This is a genomic window from Ancylomarina sp. YFZ004, from assembly GCF_054254355.1.
Genome location: NZ_JBTCHQ010000004.1, coordinates 362,560 through 379,227, shown reverse-complemented (window position 1 = coordinate 379,227; position 16,668 = coordinate 362,560). Strand labels below are relative to the sequence as shown.

Sequence of the window (16,668 nt, the reverse complement as noted above, 5' to 3'; positions counted from 1 at the left end):
AATAATTATCCTTTATATAAATGATTAGGTAAATCTTCTTTTCCCTTGCATGTAAGATCTTCTACGACGTAAGCGATCAGGTTTTGGTTTGGTTAATAGATAAATTATTGGACCAATCACAGGAGGTATAAATGCCAATATCAGCCTAAAAACGCCTTGCCTTTCTTTCATATGCGAAAAAGCATCAATAATCACATAAAGATGCAAGGCTAATACAGGTAAGTAAACAAACATATTCATCGTATTAAATTTACATAAATCTAATAAATATATTTTCATACTAAGCATAACAATAGTATAAAAAAACGCCTATCAAATGAATGACAGGCGTTGAATTTATGCGTGAAGAAAATTATTACTCTCCAATATGCTTCTGCCATTTCCAAGCTGAAAGCAATGTTTCGTCCAAAGAGCTTTGAGCTTTCCAACCCAATTCTTCGTTAGCAAAAGTGGTATCTGCATATATTTGCTCGATATCACCTGCACGACGAGCCACAATTTTGTGAGGAACTTTCTCTCCCGTTGCTCTTTCAAAGGACTCAATGATTTCTAATACAGAAACTCCATTTCCAGTACCTACATTAAAATATTCACAGTTCTCTTTATTCTTATTTTTCAATAAGCGCTCAATTGCCACAACATGTGCCTTTGCCAAATCTACAACGTGAATATAATCACGAATTGCAGATCCATCAGGTGTGTTGTAATCATCACCAAAAACGCTCAATTCAGGGCGAATACCAGCTACAGTTTGCGTTAAGAATGGAATAAGGTTATTAGGAACCCCAAGAGGTAATTCACCAATTTTAGCAGTAGCATGAGCCCCAATTGGATTAAAATATCTTAAGGCAATTCCTTTCAATTCAGGATAAGCATTTATAGTATCACGAATGATATCTTCACAAATAGTCTTAGTATTACCATAAGGAGATTCTGCTTCTTTACGAGGTGTTTTCTCGGTTACAGGCAGCTTATCTGGTTGACCATAAACTGTACACGATGATGAGAACACAAGATTCGGAACCTTATTCTCAATCATGCAGCCCATGATATTCATTAATGAATTTAGATTATTATTGTAATACATTAAAGGCTTCTCAACGGACTCTCCTACTGCCTTTGATGCTGCAAAATGTATGATGGCTTCTAAATTGGTATATTTCTTAAAGAAATCGTTGACCTTTTGCTTGTCTGTCAAATCAAATTCCTCAAACTTAGGTTGTACACCTGAAATTTCTTTGATCTGTTCCAATACTTCAATCTTCGAGTTAGAAAGATTGTCCACAATTACCACATCGTAACCGTTCTTCTGTAGTTCAACAACTGTATGTGATCCAATAAAACCCGTTCCACCGGTAACAAGAATTTGTTTACTCATGTCTAATGTTTTTTTTTGACTTGTTTCTAATGATAGTGTTTAATTCCAGTTCTATTTATTTTCACCACACAATAGACCCTTAAAACAGTAGATCAAAGAAACAATTTTTCTCTAATATTTTCTTAATAAAATTGAATTCTTTCCAACATAAGTTTGATGGAATTGAGCTCCTATAGAGTGCAAACGTTTTAAAATACTTAAGATCGTTTCTTCAAGCTTTTACATCAACTTTTATTCAAACCCATAATCCCTTTCTACTTTAGCAATTCGAGTCTTAAAGCTTTTGTACCACTCCTTACGTCCTTTTTCACGAGCAAGGGAATGATCTGTATTTTCTTTCCAATTCTTAATAGCCGCTAAGTCTCTCCAATACGAAACAGTAATTCCGACATCCTCTCTAGCACTCTCTACACCACGAAAACCGTCTTGTTGTTCTGCAAGTTCAAGCATTAGATCTGCCATTTCAGAATAGCCTTTATCTCCTTCTGTTCTGATAGATGTGAAGATTACAGCGTAATAAGGTGGTTTTGGTGTTTTCGCAATCATATCTTCTCTTTTGCTTTATATTAATATCTAAATATTAAAAGCCATATGCAAAGTGAATACCTATACTTATATGGTAATCTTCTGGGTCGTAAGCGAAACCTACAGTAGGCCCAATGTGAAAATGGTTAAACTGAAATTCATAAACAGCCTCAAGGTGTAAGGCCAGATTTAGCTCTGAAGGTTCTTCATCCTCAAAGGTAATTCCAGGAGAAAAACTTAAACTTAATTTATCAATAGGTCTGTAACTCCCCACTATCCCAAAGGTATTATGCTCATGCTCACTAAATAAGCGTTCATACCCTATACCAAAGCCAAATTTCGAATCTTCAATCATACGTAGATAATGAAGATGAACACTGTAAGCCATCGCTTTTTCTTTGACTAAATAAACAGGTGCATTTACTATTCCAATTTCATTTTCAGGATGTTTGTGGTGATGATCATTGTCTGTATGTGTATGATTTTGTGCTATTAAGTTCGTTACTAAAAATATTAATAATAGACTTAGGCTTAATTTTAACTTCATTCTCTTTGTTCAATTTATATTCATAAAGATGTCGGTTTTAATCCTGATATCCTCTTACCGAGAATCAATTGATATGCAAAAACGATAGTTTTAATTGTGAAAGTATTAAAATGTTAAGACTTTATCGCTATCAACAACCCAATCAGCCAACTCCTCCATTGTCGATTTGTTCGCTCCTTCAAAGTATGGCTGGTTCTTATAGATACCACATCGAGCGTTACAAGTTCCACAAACTTTCACTGCTACATTTCTAGCAATCAGCTTTTTAAGCATTTGAGATAAATCTTGATCGTATTCTTGTGGTGGTTTACAAGCATCCCTTGCCATATCAACAGCATCATTCATTAAGAAAACTCTAACTTCTACGCCTTTACTTCTCAAAGTTTCAGCTAGTCTTAGACCATTCCATGTGACATCGGTATTATCATAGGGTTCCCGATTAAAAATAATTAAGGCTTTCATTTAAGGTTTTTAGTTGTTAACTCATTCTAATATGATTATTCTTGATTAAAGTCAGATCACAAGTCTGAGCCAATCCAAATTTATGAAAACCATATACATAAACAAAAGACAACTAAGTGTATTTTAAAATTACACTTCATTTTAAATAAAGATGAAAAATTCAATTCCAGAGAAACTCAATCCTACAAACAAGTTTGGTTCAATATTTGCATTTCAGCTATTATGCTAAGATAAGAACAAGTAAATAGTGGAAACTCATTTCTGAGATTGCCCTATTCTCAGATAAAAATTTAAATTTGCATACACAACTAATCCAATATCTATGAAAAAAATTATCTACTTCTCATTAATACTACTGTCAGTTATCAGTGCTGCATGTAGCTCAGGAGAGAAAGCCCTGCAAAATGGGGACTACTACACGGCCGTATTAAAATCGGTTGATAGACTAAGATCGAATCCTGATAAAAGCAAAGCACAACAAGCTTTATTGGAGAGTTACCCTTTAGCTGTAAACTCGTCGAAGAGGGAAATTGTTTCTCTATTGAATTCATCTGATCCTTTAAAAAACACAAAATCAATTGGACAGTATCAGATTTTGAATAGAATGTACAATGAAATAAACCGATGCCCAGCTGCCTTGCGTTTACTTTCAAATGTGCAATCATTCAGAGCTGAGGAAGATATGGCTAGACAACTTGCAGCTCCTGAATGTTATAATTTAGGCTTAAGAGAACTGGCTAAAGGAACGCGTAATGCTGCAAAATCGGCTTATGCAAATTTCGCAAAAGCCAATCAGTTTGTTCCTAATTACAAGGATGCTATAGCAAAAATGCAAGAAGCTGAATATATGGCAACTCTAAAAGTTATTATTGAGCATATCCCTGTAAACTCTGCAAAATATAGCTTTAGTGCCGAATTCTTTCAAGATCAGGTTACGCAATATATTACGAATAATATCAGACGTAAGTTTGTACGTTTCTACACGCCTAAACAAGCTGAGATGGAGAAATTAGAATACCCTGATCATGTGATTGCCATGCGTTTCGAAGATTTTGTTGTGGGTGAAACACACGATACAGATATTGAGAAGCAAGTCATCAGTGCCGATAGTGTCGAAGTCGGAACCACTAAACTTAAGGATGGTACAAGCATTAAAGTATATAATAAAGTAAAAGCCAAACTACATATTCACAAACGTGAGGTTATTTCTAAAGGCCTACTTTCCTTGCATATTGAAGAGTTCGACAACAAACGAATCATCAATAATAAACAATTGGGTGGCGAGTATGTTTGGTTCAGCGAATGGGGTCACTTTAATGGTGACGAAAGAGCATTAACTAAAGAAGAACTGGAAATCTGCGAAAGCGAACCTATTCTTCCTCCTGCACGACAAGATTTATTTATAGAATTCACCAAACCGATTTACACGCAACTCACCAATGAATTGAAACGATTCTATAATAGATATTAAAACATGAATATGTTCGTGATCCATAGTTTATAAAAGGTTCACGCAAAGAGCACAAAGGATAATAAACGCAAAGGCCGCAAAGAGATCTCAATCTCTTTGTGGCCTTCGTTTAACTTAGCATCCTTTGCGTGAAATAGATTTTAAATATAGATCAATCTATTTCATAATTTTAATTACAACTTCATCTTCCCAAGGAACTAGAGGCGAAGGATAATAATTAATTCCCATATGTTCAAATCGAGACTTTTGTTTTCCTAATCGTACTTTGTATTCATCCCACGATTTGTCAGAATGATTCGACCAACCGAGTTCTGCGTAACCGGGCAAACGAGGAAAAACCAGATATTCAATATCATCAATCGTTTCAACTGTTTCGGTCCAAAGCGGAGCTTCTATTCCGATAATATGCTTTTTACTAATACCTTCCACATTGCTTTCCAAAGTCCAATCGTAAGCATCGTCAACTTCGGTATAACCGGCCCAATGTAAGCCTAAAGGACAAATGGAATCGTATTGAATATCCATATACGCTCTCTTGGCTGGCGACATGATAATCTTCACATTCTGATTCACCGCATCCAAAGCTGTTTTTGTTCTGGTATGCCAAAATTGTGCGATACTATTCTCATTGAGATTGGCAGCAGAAACATCAGCCCATCCCATCATCTTCTTACCATGAGCATTCACAATATCCTGAGCTCTGTTTACAAACTTGATGTAATCTTTTTTCTTGGTTGCATTCGACTCATCTCCTCCAATATGAATGTATTCACCAGGAGTAATCGCTGCCAACTCACCAATCACATCATCAATAAATTTGTAGGTAATTTCCTTATCTGCATCAAGAGTACTAAATCCCACATTGGTTCCTGTATACAAATCTCTGGCTTTACCATCAGCATTCAATTCAGCATAAGATGCCAAAGCGGCATTGGTGTGTCCTGGCATATCAATCTCAGGAATGACAGTTATGAAACGCTCTTGAGCATACTTCACAATCTCGGTATATTGGTCCTGAGTATAAAACCCACCTTTACCTCCATTTACCTGAGTGCTGCCACCATGCTTCGTTAAGTTTGGCCACGATTTAATTTCAATACGCCAACCCTGATCATCGGTTAGGTGCAAGTGCAAAACATTCATCTTATAAGCGGCAATTAAATCAATGAATCGTTTCACATCATCCACATCGAAGAAATGACGAACCACATCGAGCATGGCACCTCTATATCCATATTCAGGTTTATCTTCAATAGTACCACTTGCCAATTCCCATGGGCCAACTTGTAAATCTTTCGATTCAATTCTGGCTGGGAATAATTGTCTGATAGTCTGCACGCCTCTGAACAAACCTGCAGGCTGAAAAGCCTCCAAGACGAGTCGTTTATCCGTAATATTCAATTTATAACCTTCATCACCCAACGCAGTCAAATCTTGATTTAAAAGTATAGCGATTCCTTTTTTCGACGCAGGTGTATTAAGAACTTCAACTTTGGTCTTAAAACCAGTTGCTGGTACAATAAAATCAGCCAGGTATTTTGCAATAATTTGAATATCTTCCTGATCATCTGACACATATATTTTAGTTTTATCAGTCCATTCAAATGAACTCCCCGTTGCAATAAGGCTTGTGGGTTTAGGAATCAGACTTTCCTTTGATAAATCTTTGGGTGTTGGTGTTTTACAAGAGACAAGTATAACTGCAAGCAAGAGCACTTGACTTAAATTGAACAATCGATTCATTTTCACTTATAATTAATTCTTAGTTAGTTTATTGATCAAATAAAAGGGGTTTAAAATCCCTGTGAAAGATAATCATTATTAGACTTTAAACTGTAGGCAGATACTAAAAACTCAACAGATTTTAACTCCTAAAAAAACGGCCCCCAGTGTTTGAGTAGCCGTTTAAAATAGATTATTATTGTAATATAGATTTTCTTACACCTTCTCCACCTTCTTAATACCTCTACGGTTGAAAATGATACGGTAACGACGGTAGCTTGTTTCATCATCGAGTTTAAAACGGAGAACCATATTTACAAAATAAACTTTCTCGCCTGACAACTTCTGAAACTCGTCATCATTTAGGTAATAAAGGGGAATCTCAGGATTATCCATTTTCTGGATAAAGTTCGAGACATTAAAACGGATAATATCAACCACACCCGTAATATTATAATTCCCGTATGAATTATCCAAGGCCTTTTGATCTAATCGAAGCAGCTTGCGATAGAAAATGATTTTCTCACCCACACCCCGACTCTCAATATCAATAATACGAGAACGGTTACGGTGCTTCAGAACTCGCAATGGCACCGAGTCTTCTCTTACAAAGTCGAAACTCTCCTTACACCAGCCAATCTTCTCATCACCTTTTACTCGAATCACTGTTTTATGATCGAAAAAACGTTTATTGATCTTCCCTACCAGATAGAGGCGACTTAAATCCTTAATTCTATCCTTTAACATATAGATAATCACCAAAGCAACGTATAAGGGAATGGTGAAACCACCCAAGCTTTTCTGAAAGAAAAAGGTGAGTGCCGCACCAATAATCATAGCCATTCCTGCTGCCACGCTGTATAGCAATTGCATCATAAAAACGCCTTCCTTTTTCGTACGGGAAGAAAGCAATAGCTGACCTTCGAAATATTTATTAAACACACTTTTGCGATGAACCAACCAGCGATTACGATCTTGCGAATCCTTTTCAACAACCAAATAGCCTTTAGATCGCTTGTAAGCAATCTCATCCCTAATCAAGTTTAGAATATCATCCTTGCTTCGATCGAAATCCTCAGGATGCATCTTTCGTAAGCCACGGTGCAAATAATAGCTATTCTGTTCAAACTGATTGCTCATAAATTCATCGCCAAACAAAAAGTAATCGAACATTTCCTTTTGAATTGTGGACACATTCACAATACGACGTAAATCGCGATATTGCTGAGCAATTTTCTTAATATCTGAGATATAAGCCTCAATCAGGAAGCGCCTATCATCCGTCATTTCATTTCTCAGAATATGCTGAATTTCTCTGCGAAGTGCCGATTTCAGGATGGAATGAAACATACGAATATGATACTCGTAATTCGCCTCATTCTTCGAGCTGGGATGGTTGGCCACCTTCTGAAAAGCTTCCTCTAAGTATGAGAAAACGGAATGATCGCCTTGAGCAATTTCTCTTAAGGCATAAGGTGGTGTAATCAAACGAATGTTGGAGTTGAAATCGTTGTAAAAGTCCTCTTTCTTATAGGTGGACGAACTTATATCCAGTTTGCTTGGTATAAACAACCAAGTCTTAACCGAAAACTCATTCACCTTACGATCCTTACGAGCTTCGTAACCCATTTTAATCTCCACAGAAAACTTATCATGTACTCTTACAACTTCTTCTATCATTCGCTTTTTTTTTATGATTTAAACTTTTGGGATGCTAGTCGAAAATAAAGATACTGAAATCCTTTTAATATAACCCCCTTCGAACGTCCCAATTTTAAAGGGATAGAAACGTTAACGTTTGCATTATGTAATTTATTGCAAGTTAAACTTTCTCAATAAAAAAGGGTACAACAATCAGCTGCACCCTTGTTATATGTATCTTAATTTTAAAAAATCAACTTAAGAATTTTTAAAGCTTGCTCTGAGTCCAATTCTAAAATCTTAATCTCGATGGCAATATTCGAATAGGGCATGTATGCCTTAATATTTTAACTATTCCGTTGTAATAATCACCACACCATTCTTTCCCTTATCGCCATATACAGCTTCGGCAGCTGCTCCTTTCATTACATTCACTTCCTTAATGTCCTTGGGGTTAATTTTCAACATATCGATCTCGACTACACCATTGATAATATACATAGGCGACTCCTGTTTGACTTGAGGTCGATATTGATACCTCTGTACAGGTTTGGGCTCTGCAGGTACTTTGTATCTCAATAAATTATCGGCAATCACCTCACCTTGTAGCTTTCTCACAATAAAGCTAATGGTTTTATTGTATGCATTTATCTTCCGATCTAAACTTCGTGTCTGTTCTTCTGTTGCTTTTACAATCAATTCATAAGAGGCAATTCTATAATCACAATATCTTATCAGTAAGGTGTTTCTTTGATATATTTCTTCTGAAAAACCAGACATTTCATCAAGTTCGATAATAATATCACGGCATTTCTCCCAATTGGGAATCCCATCTTCTCTAATGGCATCCCGGTTTGTTTCTGTTATATATTGTGGATAAACACTCAAAGCTTTCTGTTCCAATTCAACAAACTCTGCCAAACGAATTTCATATTGAACTAATATTTTAGGTGATTTTAAAACTATACCGCCACATGCTATAATAAAGACAAGCAGCACCGCAGGAATCAAAATGCCTTTCACCCTTGCTTTTGGATTCGACAAAATAGGATGGAATGCAAAACCTAAAAGCAAACCACTGAGTAAACCACCAATATGAGCCGCATTATCAATCCCTCCTCTTAAACCAAAAAGCAGATTGTAGCCAACAAAGATTAAGATACTCACCAGAATGCCTTTCTTGCTTTCCTTGTCAATCAAATTGGTAATAAGCAGAGCAATATACAGGCCATACAATCCAAATATAGCCCCAGATGCTCCCGCACTAACAATCATATCGTGCCAGGCCAAACTGACAAGACTACCGCCTATACCCGTAATGATAAAAGCAAAACCCAATTTCCATTTTCCAATAATAGGCTCCAACAACAAACCAATATACAAGAGGGCATACATATTAAATAAAAGGTGAATCAGCCCTATGTGCAAAAAGCAATTGCTAATGAGTCGCCAATACTCACCATTATAAGTTAAAGTTGTAAAATTGGCTCCCCAAGCCACAAGACTCTCAACCGTAGGTTCCATAAAATGAACACCCGATGCGACCATTGATACATACACTAAAACACAAAAGATGATGATAATAGGACTCATAAAAAAGCCCTCTCGGGGTGTAAATACAGAAAAAAGTTCTAGTGTTTTCTCTGCAAGCCATCCTCGTTTTTCTTTGGGAGCCTGATAAACATAGACCTCCTCAGCATGACCCGTAAAATCTGGACACTCCTCTTCAAAATCAGCCTTGGCATGAGTCAAACCACACACAATGCCTTGTTTGGTATCAAACTTGGAATTATCGCACTGGCTACAAAATTTCATTCGTTCTTCTCTTGTCATTGGGAATTGGCTTCGCTTTGGTTTGGCTTCTGAAATATTCTGTTATCAACGTTATTATAAGGCTATGTGCGTATTTGAAAGTACTCACTTTCGGTTGGCACAGAGCTAATTAATTCTGAACACAATTTAGTAATTTTAATTCTTCTGTGAAGAATTAATTTGCGGTGATTACTATTTGCAGCCACTTTCGAGTTACTAATTTGCAGCATTAGCTTTATAAATTGTTATGGTTTGTGTTTGATTTTATTTATTATCAAGCTTTTTCCTATTCTCAATTGAAGTTGTCGATAAAACACCAGAAAAATTTCCATTCTGGAGATTTTTAATGTCATCTTCCTTTATCTCCTGTTTAGATACCAATTTGTAATCTTTCCATTTGTCAGTTAAAGCATGAACTTCAAGCTCAAAAGAACCATCTTCATTATTTATAATTGATGTCTTTTTGTCTTGTGGCATAAAAAGAATTTCAAAGTCGAATTGATATGATTCTTTCGCTGGAATACTTATCGGAAGTGGAATTTGTCCTTTCTGAAATTCAACAATTTTCTTTGGAACACCCATTGATTCTATGTAATAAGTTAAATCCCATAACATTATTGGTTCATAGATAATCTTTTTACCTTTTTCTGTCTTGGCTATTATAGCGAAATCCTTAATTGTGGTAGGTCTTGTACTAGGATTATTTATACTTATTTTGATGATAAAAGTCGAACCATTTTTTCCATTATTAGTAATTCCAAAAGCAGTCCACCTACTAATGCTAAAAATCGGGTCAGATTGCCTTAGAAATCCATACCAAAAACTAAAAGCCGAAATCAGAATTGCAAAAATTGATATTATTAATGTTGTTATTTCCATGGTATTTCTTTTTTACATAAACCATAACAAGTCTGTAACAACACTAGTGTTGTTATTTCTCTTTTATCTTTTTAAAAGGTATTGTCAGCACGCCCATAGGGTGGGTAACAACACGTATTATGATGATCTGAAATTAAGCAGAATTCAGTAAAAAGCATCCATCACCACCAATTAGTTATGATTAAGATATTAACACACAACAAATAATCACAAACATCCTAGCGTTAAGAGGCTATTGAGCATATTAAAGAGTTTTAACTCTTATATTATTTTACAGCACTCCAAGCCTACCATCTACGTATTCTCATCAATCCAAAACCTTAAGGTCTTCACAAAGCTCTGCCCATTATTTAGCCTATCAGCTTCGTGTTCTGTTTTGTCTTGTTTCTATATTGCTTATTTGTCTTCCCATTTTTATTTGTGGGAGAATTATTTTGTTAGTCAACATCTCCGCCTTAAGCTTGGGCTTTGCTGTTTTGTTTTGCCAAATAAAATAAAAGCGATGCTCTAGCGACGGAACACCTCAACGAAGTAGTAGAATGCTTCAACGAAGCTATGGCAATCTTTAACGAAGTAGTGGAAAACCTCAACGAATTGGTGGAGGATTGCAACGAAGTGATAAAAAATATTAACGTTCTGCTGCCCAATGGCAACGAGATGCAGGAATACTTCAACGCATGGGTGGAACAAAGCAACGAAGAGGTGGAAGATTGCAAGGTCGCAATGGCTAGTGGCAAAGCAGGAGTCATAGCTTATAAAGCAGCAAGGCAAGGGCTTAAAGCAGTACCACTATTCGATGACGAAGAGGACTTATTAGCTAAAGCTGTCGGCATTCCTCACAAAAACTGAATATCATAAAATAAATACACACAAAACAAAACAGCCAAAACCTACTGTTCACAACAAGCACACAAAAACACTCAACTCTCAGACAGAGAAAAGATTAAATCTTGTAACAAAAAACCACCCCGTCAAGCAGAACTCCAAGCTTTCTCCTCCTTGCTTTTAAGGAGGAGTACCCGCAGGGGGAGGTGGTTTTGGACCGTTCTTTTTTCCACAAAATATTAAACTGGAAATATTATTAAAAACCACCCCGTCTCATTTTAACCTGTGGTTTTGGACCGTTCTTTTTTCACAAAATATTGAGATCAAAATTGATTTGAAAACCACCCCATCAAGCAGAGCTTGACACCCCTCCTTAAAAGTAAGGAGGGGAAATTTTAAACTTGGGATATTAGAGTTGATTGTTATAAAAATGTTCTTTCTGAGTTTTAATGGCTTCTATAATCTCACTTAAAAACTAATAAACATACCTGTTCTCAAACCTCAGAATTGTGCAGCTTAATTCTTGCAAGATTCTATCACGTTTTTCGTCTCTTTCTTCAGATAAATAATTATCGTGTGCAGCACCCATCCAATTCTATGATCAATCTGATTTCAGGACAATAAAAATCAACAATATAATTTGAAAGTGAATGTTGTCTTCTAAATTTCAAATCTTCTACTTGTCGATTTTTTATATGCTTCCACAATGTCGATTCAGCAGCCGTAGAACGTCTTCGGAGTTTCTTTCTGTACCCAAATAGATTAGTGTGGTTGTGAATCTTCTTCATAATAAACATTTCAATTCATCTCTCAATTTACAGAAATATGAAAACACAAACACCATTACCTGCAAATGTTTTCTCCTCCTTAAAAGTAAGGAGGGGAAATTTAAAAGTCAGAGCATGACGGCGGTGACATCATCTTTCTGTGATTATCAGCGCATTATGCGGGACACAATACACCTCACCCCTGCTCTTGACCTAAATGAATATGACCTTATTTTCAAACAAGTTATCATCTACCTATGCCAGGCACAGGAACGGATTTATCCACATCAACTTTTCCAAAGCTATAATGCTTAGGTGAAAGGTATAAGTCAGAATTCATCATCTCTTCCCAAGTCGTTTCTTTGCCTGTATAAGCCGATATTCTTCCCATAATACCCGTCATGGTCGACTCGGCGATGGCTTGGGTTTCGTTTACGGGCTTGCCTGTTCTAATGGCAGTCACCCAATCGATATGTTCCTGATCGTAGGGACTTACTTCCAGCTTGTTATCCTCATTCCCATAATCAAATTGCCACTTAATACTTGAATTTTGATTGTAGATGGTATTTTGACAATTCGTATACCCCTGAGTTCCTCTAATCAAATCCGATACATTATTCTCACAGCCATTGATTTGTCTACACATGTTGTGGTAATGCACATCGTCTTCATAAAGGAAATCAACACTAAACATATCGTACTGATTGCCTGTCAGGCGGCGTTGGCGAGAACCAAATCCCATGGCTTTTATGGGGTGTTGACCCACAAACCAATTCACTGTATCGAGATTATGCACATTTTGCTCTACGATATGGTCGCCTGATAGCCAACACCAGTTCACCCAATCACGAATCATGGCCTCCATTTCGCTCCACTCGGCTCGTGGGCTTTTATGCCATAGCTTGCCAACATTGTAATAAGAGTTGGCCGAGACAATATCACCAATTTCCCCTTTAGCCACCTGACGAAAGGTTTCTAGATAATCTTTCTGATGACGTTTAATAGTACCCGTTACAATAGACAAACCCATAGCTTGGGCTCTTTCACCCGATATCATCACCGATCGTACACCAACTGGATCTACCGCAATGGGTTTTTCCATAAATACATGCTTGCCAGCTTTTACACAGGCCTCCAGGTGCTCTGGTCTGAAATTAGGTGGCGTGGCAAGAATCACCACATCAACCCCACTATCAATTAGCTTTTCAAAAGCATCGAAACCTACAAAACAATTCTCCTTAGGTACTTCGATGCCTTTTTTCTCCTTCAACAATTTATTGCAGAGCTCAACTTTATCGATAAAAACATCCGCTAGAGCAGTGATCTCCAAGTTGGGTCCAGCATTCAGAAAATTAAGTGCGGCTCCTGTACCTCGATATCCACAACCGATAAGACCTGCTTTTAAGACGGGACCATCGGGGGCTTGTTTGAGTAAAGGTGGATAGTCATAATCTCTTACTTTATTAGACTCGCATTGTATTAAACCAGTGGCTCCCAGGGCACAAAACAGGCCTACCGTGCCGGCATTTTTCAAGAATTCTCGTCTCTCACTTTTCTTTGTTTCCATAGCTCAAAAAAATCCACAATTCAATTATTATTATTATTATTATTATTATTATTACTCACCATCCCATTCACAAACAAGCCTAAACCCCACATCTCTACAATCGGAATACCACCAGATGCTTTTAGGCATTTGCGGATCGGTTCTCAACCATTTATCATGCTCTGTACTTTCTCTGTAATCCGGCAGCAGATATCTTTTCTTAGATCGATACGAGCCTCCTTTTATGACTCTCTCCTTCCCTTTGGTTGGTCCTTCTTGATTGAATAAAAGGGTGTCTTTTTCATTTTCAAAAGGATTATCAGCATACCAATCAGAACAAAATTCTTTCACATTGCCCAGCATATTAACCAGACCAAAATCATTAGCTTTCATTCCTTCGGGCAAATGTGTTTTCCCCCCAGAGTTGTCTCTATAAATGATCCCAGAATCCATTTCCTCATCGGAAAAATTGATATCCTCCTTCGAGTTGGCTCGGTATGCATATTCCCATTCTGCTTCGGTAGGTAAGCGGTACCTTTTTCCTGTTTTCTTTGAAAGCCATTTGCAATACATATTGGCTGCTTGCCAAGTCATACTAATGGCAGGTCGCTGTTCCATTCCCCAACCCTGAGAAGGATCGCCCCATGGTGGTGTTGCTCCAGATATAGCATCAAACTTATCTGATTCAATCTTTTGACTTCTTCCTTCAGATTCCACATCCGTTAAAAAAGCTCGGTAAGCATCCCAAGTCAATTCAACTTTAGCCATAAAAAAGGATGAAAGCTTGACTTGCTTGCTACTAATAGGCTTCTTTCTAAAATTATTATCAGCATAAATTTTCATTTCGAAAGATCCTGATGGAATAGCAATCATATCGAAAGAAACAGATGAACCTGGAATGGTTTCAACATAGTCTGCAAAATCTTCAACTTTTGTAGACTTTGCATGAATGATCTCATTAATGATGTCCTCACGTTTTAAAAATGACGTATTTTCTTCATACATGGTTTTGTGATCACCGTGTCCTACCCCTTTATGGCAATTGATACAATGTAATTCATCTTCATTTCGTCGGTAATATAAATGTGCTTTCTCCCCATTTTCAGACAGGCTAAAAGGGAATAAATTTTGATGACAATTGATGCAAGATGATTTTGGTGTGAAACGAATAGCATTTTCAATTTCAGCTTTCTCTGCCCAATTGAATTTATCATGATCTTTAAAATAATAGGCAAATAGATCTTTACTCCCTGCTTTAATTTTCTTAGGCCAGAAGTCCAAACTTTCTTTAGGAGGGAGATGACAATCAATACAATGGATTTGTTCGCCCGATTCCGTCTTATAATGTGAGGATAAAACCCAAGAATGATCTGCATCAGTATGTATATGGCAGCTTATACAATAGGAGTCCCTTGAGGTATAGACATCCAATTTTTCAATTGAACGATAGACCAAAACAAGAACTACAACAACTACTATTAAACCTTTTATCTTACTTTTAAAACTCACCGCTTCTAGTGCTTATTACGATTTCATTTAATGGCGTAAAGCTGACTCTAAAAGTCAGCTTTTACCACTTATCTTCTTTATAAAAGTAAAAAAAGAGGAGACTCAACCTAAAGCCAATTACAAAAAGCTACCAAACCTATTCTCCGATTTAATCTCCTCTATTTACTAACTATATTTATTCTAACTACTCAAATATCTATGGGAGTTTTTCAAAGTCAATAACGGGTTCTATCCCCAATTCATTTCTTTTAAAAAATGAGTCTATCGTTGTTCTATCGCTGAAAAACCCACAATTTTTCAGATAAAAATGTGATCCTTCTGAACCTCCGGCATAATCCAATCGTGAATTTTTACGAGCTGTAGCATCTGCAGTAAACTTCGCTTCAGTAATCTCAAACCATTTTCCATCTGTATTTCTAAGCCATTGATTTTGGTAGGTAGCCTTACGGGTAAACTGTCCCATTTCGGTCATAAAGTTCTCAAGAAATGAATGAGGACGAGTGATGTAAGTTGAGGTTTTGGGACGTCTAAAACTAGCGATAAGCTCCCACTTCCCAATTTCTGGTGCATAAAAATAAGCCGTGTAATCTGTTGAATTATCAACACCTGGTTTTGCACCTAAAAGAAAGCGGTATTTATGTCCGGCTTTCCAATTATATACCCTGTAGCTTTGTCCTCCAGATCCTTCATCACCAAATTCTCCCGATTTAACATCAGGACCTTTTTTCAATAATTTAATTTTCTCATCTTCAGGAATATCATTGGGATTGTCTGTCACATATGGACTCCAAACCGAAAATAGAATTCTTCGTTCCGTTTCCGAGTTCACTTGAATACCGAAATAACCTTCACCAAAACCATTGGCCATATAATAAGAACCGATCACATCGTTTCCTTCAGGCACTTCTATTTCGTTGTAAAACCAACGAATATCCCCTGTACCTTCTGGCACTGTGTATGCAAGATGAACTGATGGTCCACGTCGTCCCCAGTAAAAATCTTCTTTTACAAAATCAGTACCTGTTGATGTTGCATCTCCACCGATAACAAGCTGAGAAACCTCTGCAAAATATTGATCCGTTTTTGAAATACCTTGCATATCAACCTGAATATAGCCTTCCTCAGGAATATCAAAAGAACCGACTGGAATCACCTGAAATTCGTGATTATCTATTGTAATTTCTTTGGAAACATCTCCTATTGAAATTCGAACGACAGAACTACCTTTTAGAGATTTAGCTTTTAATCCCAAACACAACTGTCCTGTAGAATTTAACCTGACAAAAGTTCGAATTAGAGATGATTGTTTCGACCAGTTTTTTAAGCCTTGATCCGTGATCATACTTTCGTTTAAAGATAGATCATTAACAAGCCAAGCATTTCCCTTCAGTGGGATATTGATTTTAAGCTCATTCAAAAGCGCTTTGTTTATATCTTCTCCGTCACTCTCTGACTTGGAACATGAGGAGCATGCCAATACAATTTGCATGGCAAATAGTAATACCAAAACTGAATATATTTTAATCTTCATTATGTCGTTTTGTAAATATTTAAATCTCACAATTCAAACTTCAGCACTTAAAA

16 protein-coding genes are annotated in these 16,668 nt (G+C 36.7%); 2 read left to right on the top strand and 14 right to left on the bottom strand.

Annotated elements, in window-relative coordinates:
• Positions 1-24: 24 nt before the first annotated feature.
• The 5 genes from ACXR6G_RS09240 to ACXR6G_RS09220 all read right to left on the bottom strand — a co-directional run bounded on the left by ACXR6G_RS09240 (position 25) and on the right by ACXR6G_RS09220 (position 2,912).
• A complete protein-coding gene (locus tag ACXR6G_RS09240; RefSeq protein WP_458361135.1) occupies positions 25-240 on the bottom strand; it encodes a hypothetical protein in 216 nt (71 codons plus the stop codon).
• Between the two features lie 115 nt (positions 241-355).
• Complete coding sequence (gene galE, locus ACXR6G_RS09235; RefSeq protein WP_458361134.1) at positions 356-1,378, bottom strand: UDP-glucose 4-epimerase GalE; 1,023 nt, start codon at positions 1,376-1,378, stop codon at positions 356-358.
• Positions 1,379-1,609: 231 nt separating this feature from the next.
• Positions 1,610-1,924 carry an antibiotic biosynthesis monooxygenase family protein gene (locus ACXR6G_RS09230; RefSeq protein ID WP_458361133.1) on the bottom strand — a complete coding sequence of 105 codons (315 nt, stop codon included), beginning with the start codon at positions 1,922-1,924 and terminating at the stop codon, positions 1,610-1,612.
• A gap of 34 nt (positions 1,925-1,958) precedes the next feature.
• Positions 1,959-2,450 carry a hypothetical protein gene (locus tag ACXR6G_RS09225; RefSeq protein ID WP_458361132.1) on the bottom strand — a complete coding sequence of 164 codons (492 nt, stop codon included), beginning with the start codon at positions 2,448-2,450 and terminating at the stop codon, positions 1,959-1,961.
• A 105-nt stretch (positions 2,451-2,555) separates the two neighbouring features.
• Positions 2,556-2,912, bottom strand: a complete 357-nt coding sequence (locus tag ACXR6G_RS09220) for a DsrE/DsrF/TusD sulfur relay family protein (RefSeq protein WP_458361131.1) — start codon at positions 2,910-2,912, stop codon at positions 2,556-2,558.
• Positions 2,913-3,234: 322 nt separating this feature from the next.
• Here ACXR6G_RS09220 and ACXR6G_RS09215 point away from each other — a divergent pair, with 322 nt between their 5' ends.
• A complete protein-coding gene (locus ACXR6G_RS09215) occupies positions 3,235-4,383 on the top strand; it encodes a hypothetical protein (protein WP_458361130.1) in 1,149 nt (382 codons plus the stop codon).
• Between the two features lie 156 nt (positions 4,384-4,539).
• Here the strand turns inward: ACXR6G_RS09215 and ACXR6G_RS09210 are convergent, their stop codons facing one another.
• From ACXR6G_RS09210 to ACXR6G_RS09195, 4 genes are all read right to left on the bottom strand, one after another.
• Positions 4,540-6,126, bottom strand: coding sequence for a beta-N-acetylhexosaminidase (locus ACXR6G_RS09210; protein WP_458361129.1), 1,587 nt, complete (start codon positions 6,124-6,126; stop codon positions 4,540-4,542).
• Positions 6,127-6,321: 195 nt separating this feature from the next.
• Complete coding sequence (locus ACXR6G_RS09205; RefSeq protein ID WP_458361128.1) at positions 6,322-7,785, bottom strand: hypothetical protein; 1,464 nt, start codon at positions 7,783-7,785, stop codon at positions 6,322-6,324.
• A 312-nt stretch (positions 7,786-8,097) separates the two neighbouring features.
• Entirely contained in the window at positions 8,098-9,579 is a 1,482-nt protein-coding gene (locus ACXR6G_RS09200) for a rhomboid family intramembrane serine protease (RefSeq protein ID WP_458361127.1), read from the bottom strand.
• 243 nt (positions 9,580-9,822) lie between these two features.
• Entirely contained in the window at positions 9,823-10,437 is a 615-nt protein-coding gene (locus tag ACXR6G_RS09195) for a hypothetical protein (protein WP_458361126.1), read from the bottom strand.
• A 555-nt stretch (positions 10,438-10,992) separates the two neighbouring features.
• Between ACXR6G_RS09195 and ACXR6G_RS09190 the strand changes: the two genes are divergently transcribed.
• Entirely contained in the window at positions 10,993-11,286 is a 294-nt protein-coding gene (locus ACXR6G_RS09190; RefSeq protein WP_458361125.1) for a hypothetical protein, read from the top strand.
• Between the two features lie 451 nt (positions 11,287-11,737).
• Here the strand turns inward: ACXR6G_RS09190 and ACXR6G_RS09185 are convergent, their stop codons facing one another.
• The 5 genes from ACXR6G_RS09185 to ACXR6G_RS09165 all read right to left on the bottom strand — a co-directional run bounded on the left by ACXR6G_RS09185 (position 11,738) and on the right by ACXR6G_RS09165 (position 16,615).
• On the bottom strand, positions 11,738-11,851 hold the full coding sequence (locus tag ACXR6G_RS09185; RefSeq protein ID WP_458361124.1) for a DUF559 domain-containing protein: 114 nt from the start codon (positions 11,849-11,851) through the stop codon (positions 11,738-11,740).
• On the bottom strand, positions 11,832-12,050 hold the full coding sequence (locus ACXR6G_RS09180) for an endonuclease domain-containing protein (protein ID WP_458361123.1): 219 nt from the start codon (positions 12,048-12,050) through the stop codon (positions 11,832-11,834). Before ACXR6G_RS09180 ends, ACXR6G_RS09185 begins: the two co-directional genes overlap by 20 nt.
• A gap of 226 nt (positions 12,051-12,276) precedes the next feature.
• Positions 12,277-13,596, bottom strand: coding sequence for a Gfo/Idh/MocA family protein (locus ACXR6G_RS09175; protein WP_458361122.1), 1,320 nt, complete (start codon positions 13,594-13,596; stop codon positions 12,277-12,279).
• A gap of 51 nt (positions 13,597-13,647) precedes the next feature.
• A complete protein-coding gene (locus ACXR6G_RS09170; protein ID WP_458361121.1) occupies positions 13,648-15,084 on the bottom strand; it encodes an SUMF1/EgtB/PvdO family nonheme iron enzyme in 1,437 nt (478 codons plus the stop codon).
• 196 nt (positions 15,085-15,280) lie between these two features.
• Complete coding sequence (locus tag ACXR6G_RS09165; protein WP_458361120.1) at positions 15,281-16,615, bottom strand: DUF3472 domain-containing protein; 1,335 nt, start codon at positions 16,613-16,615, stop codon at positions 15,281-15,283.
• Positions 16,616-16,668: the final 53 nt, after the last annotated feature.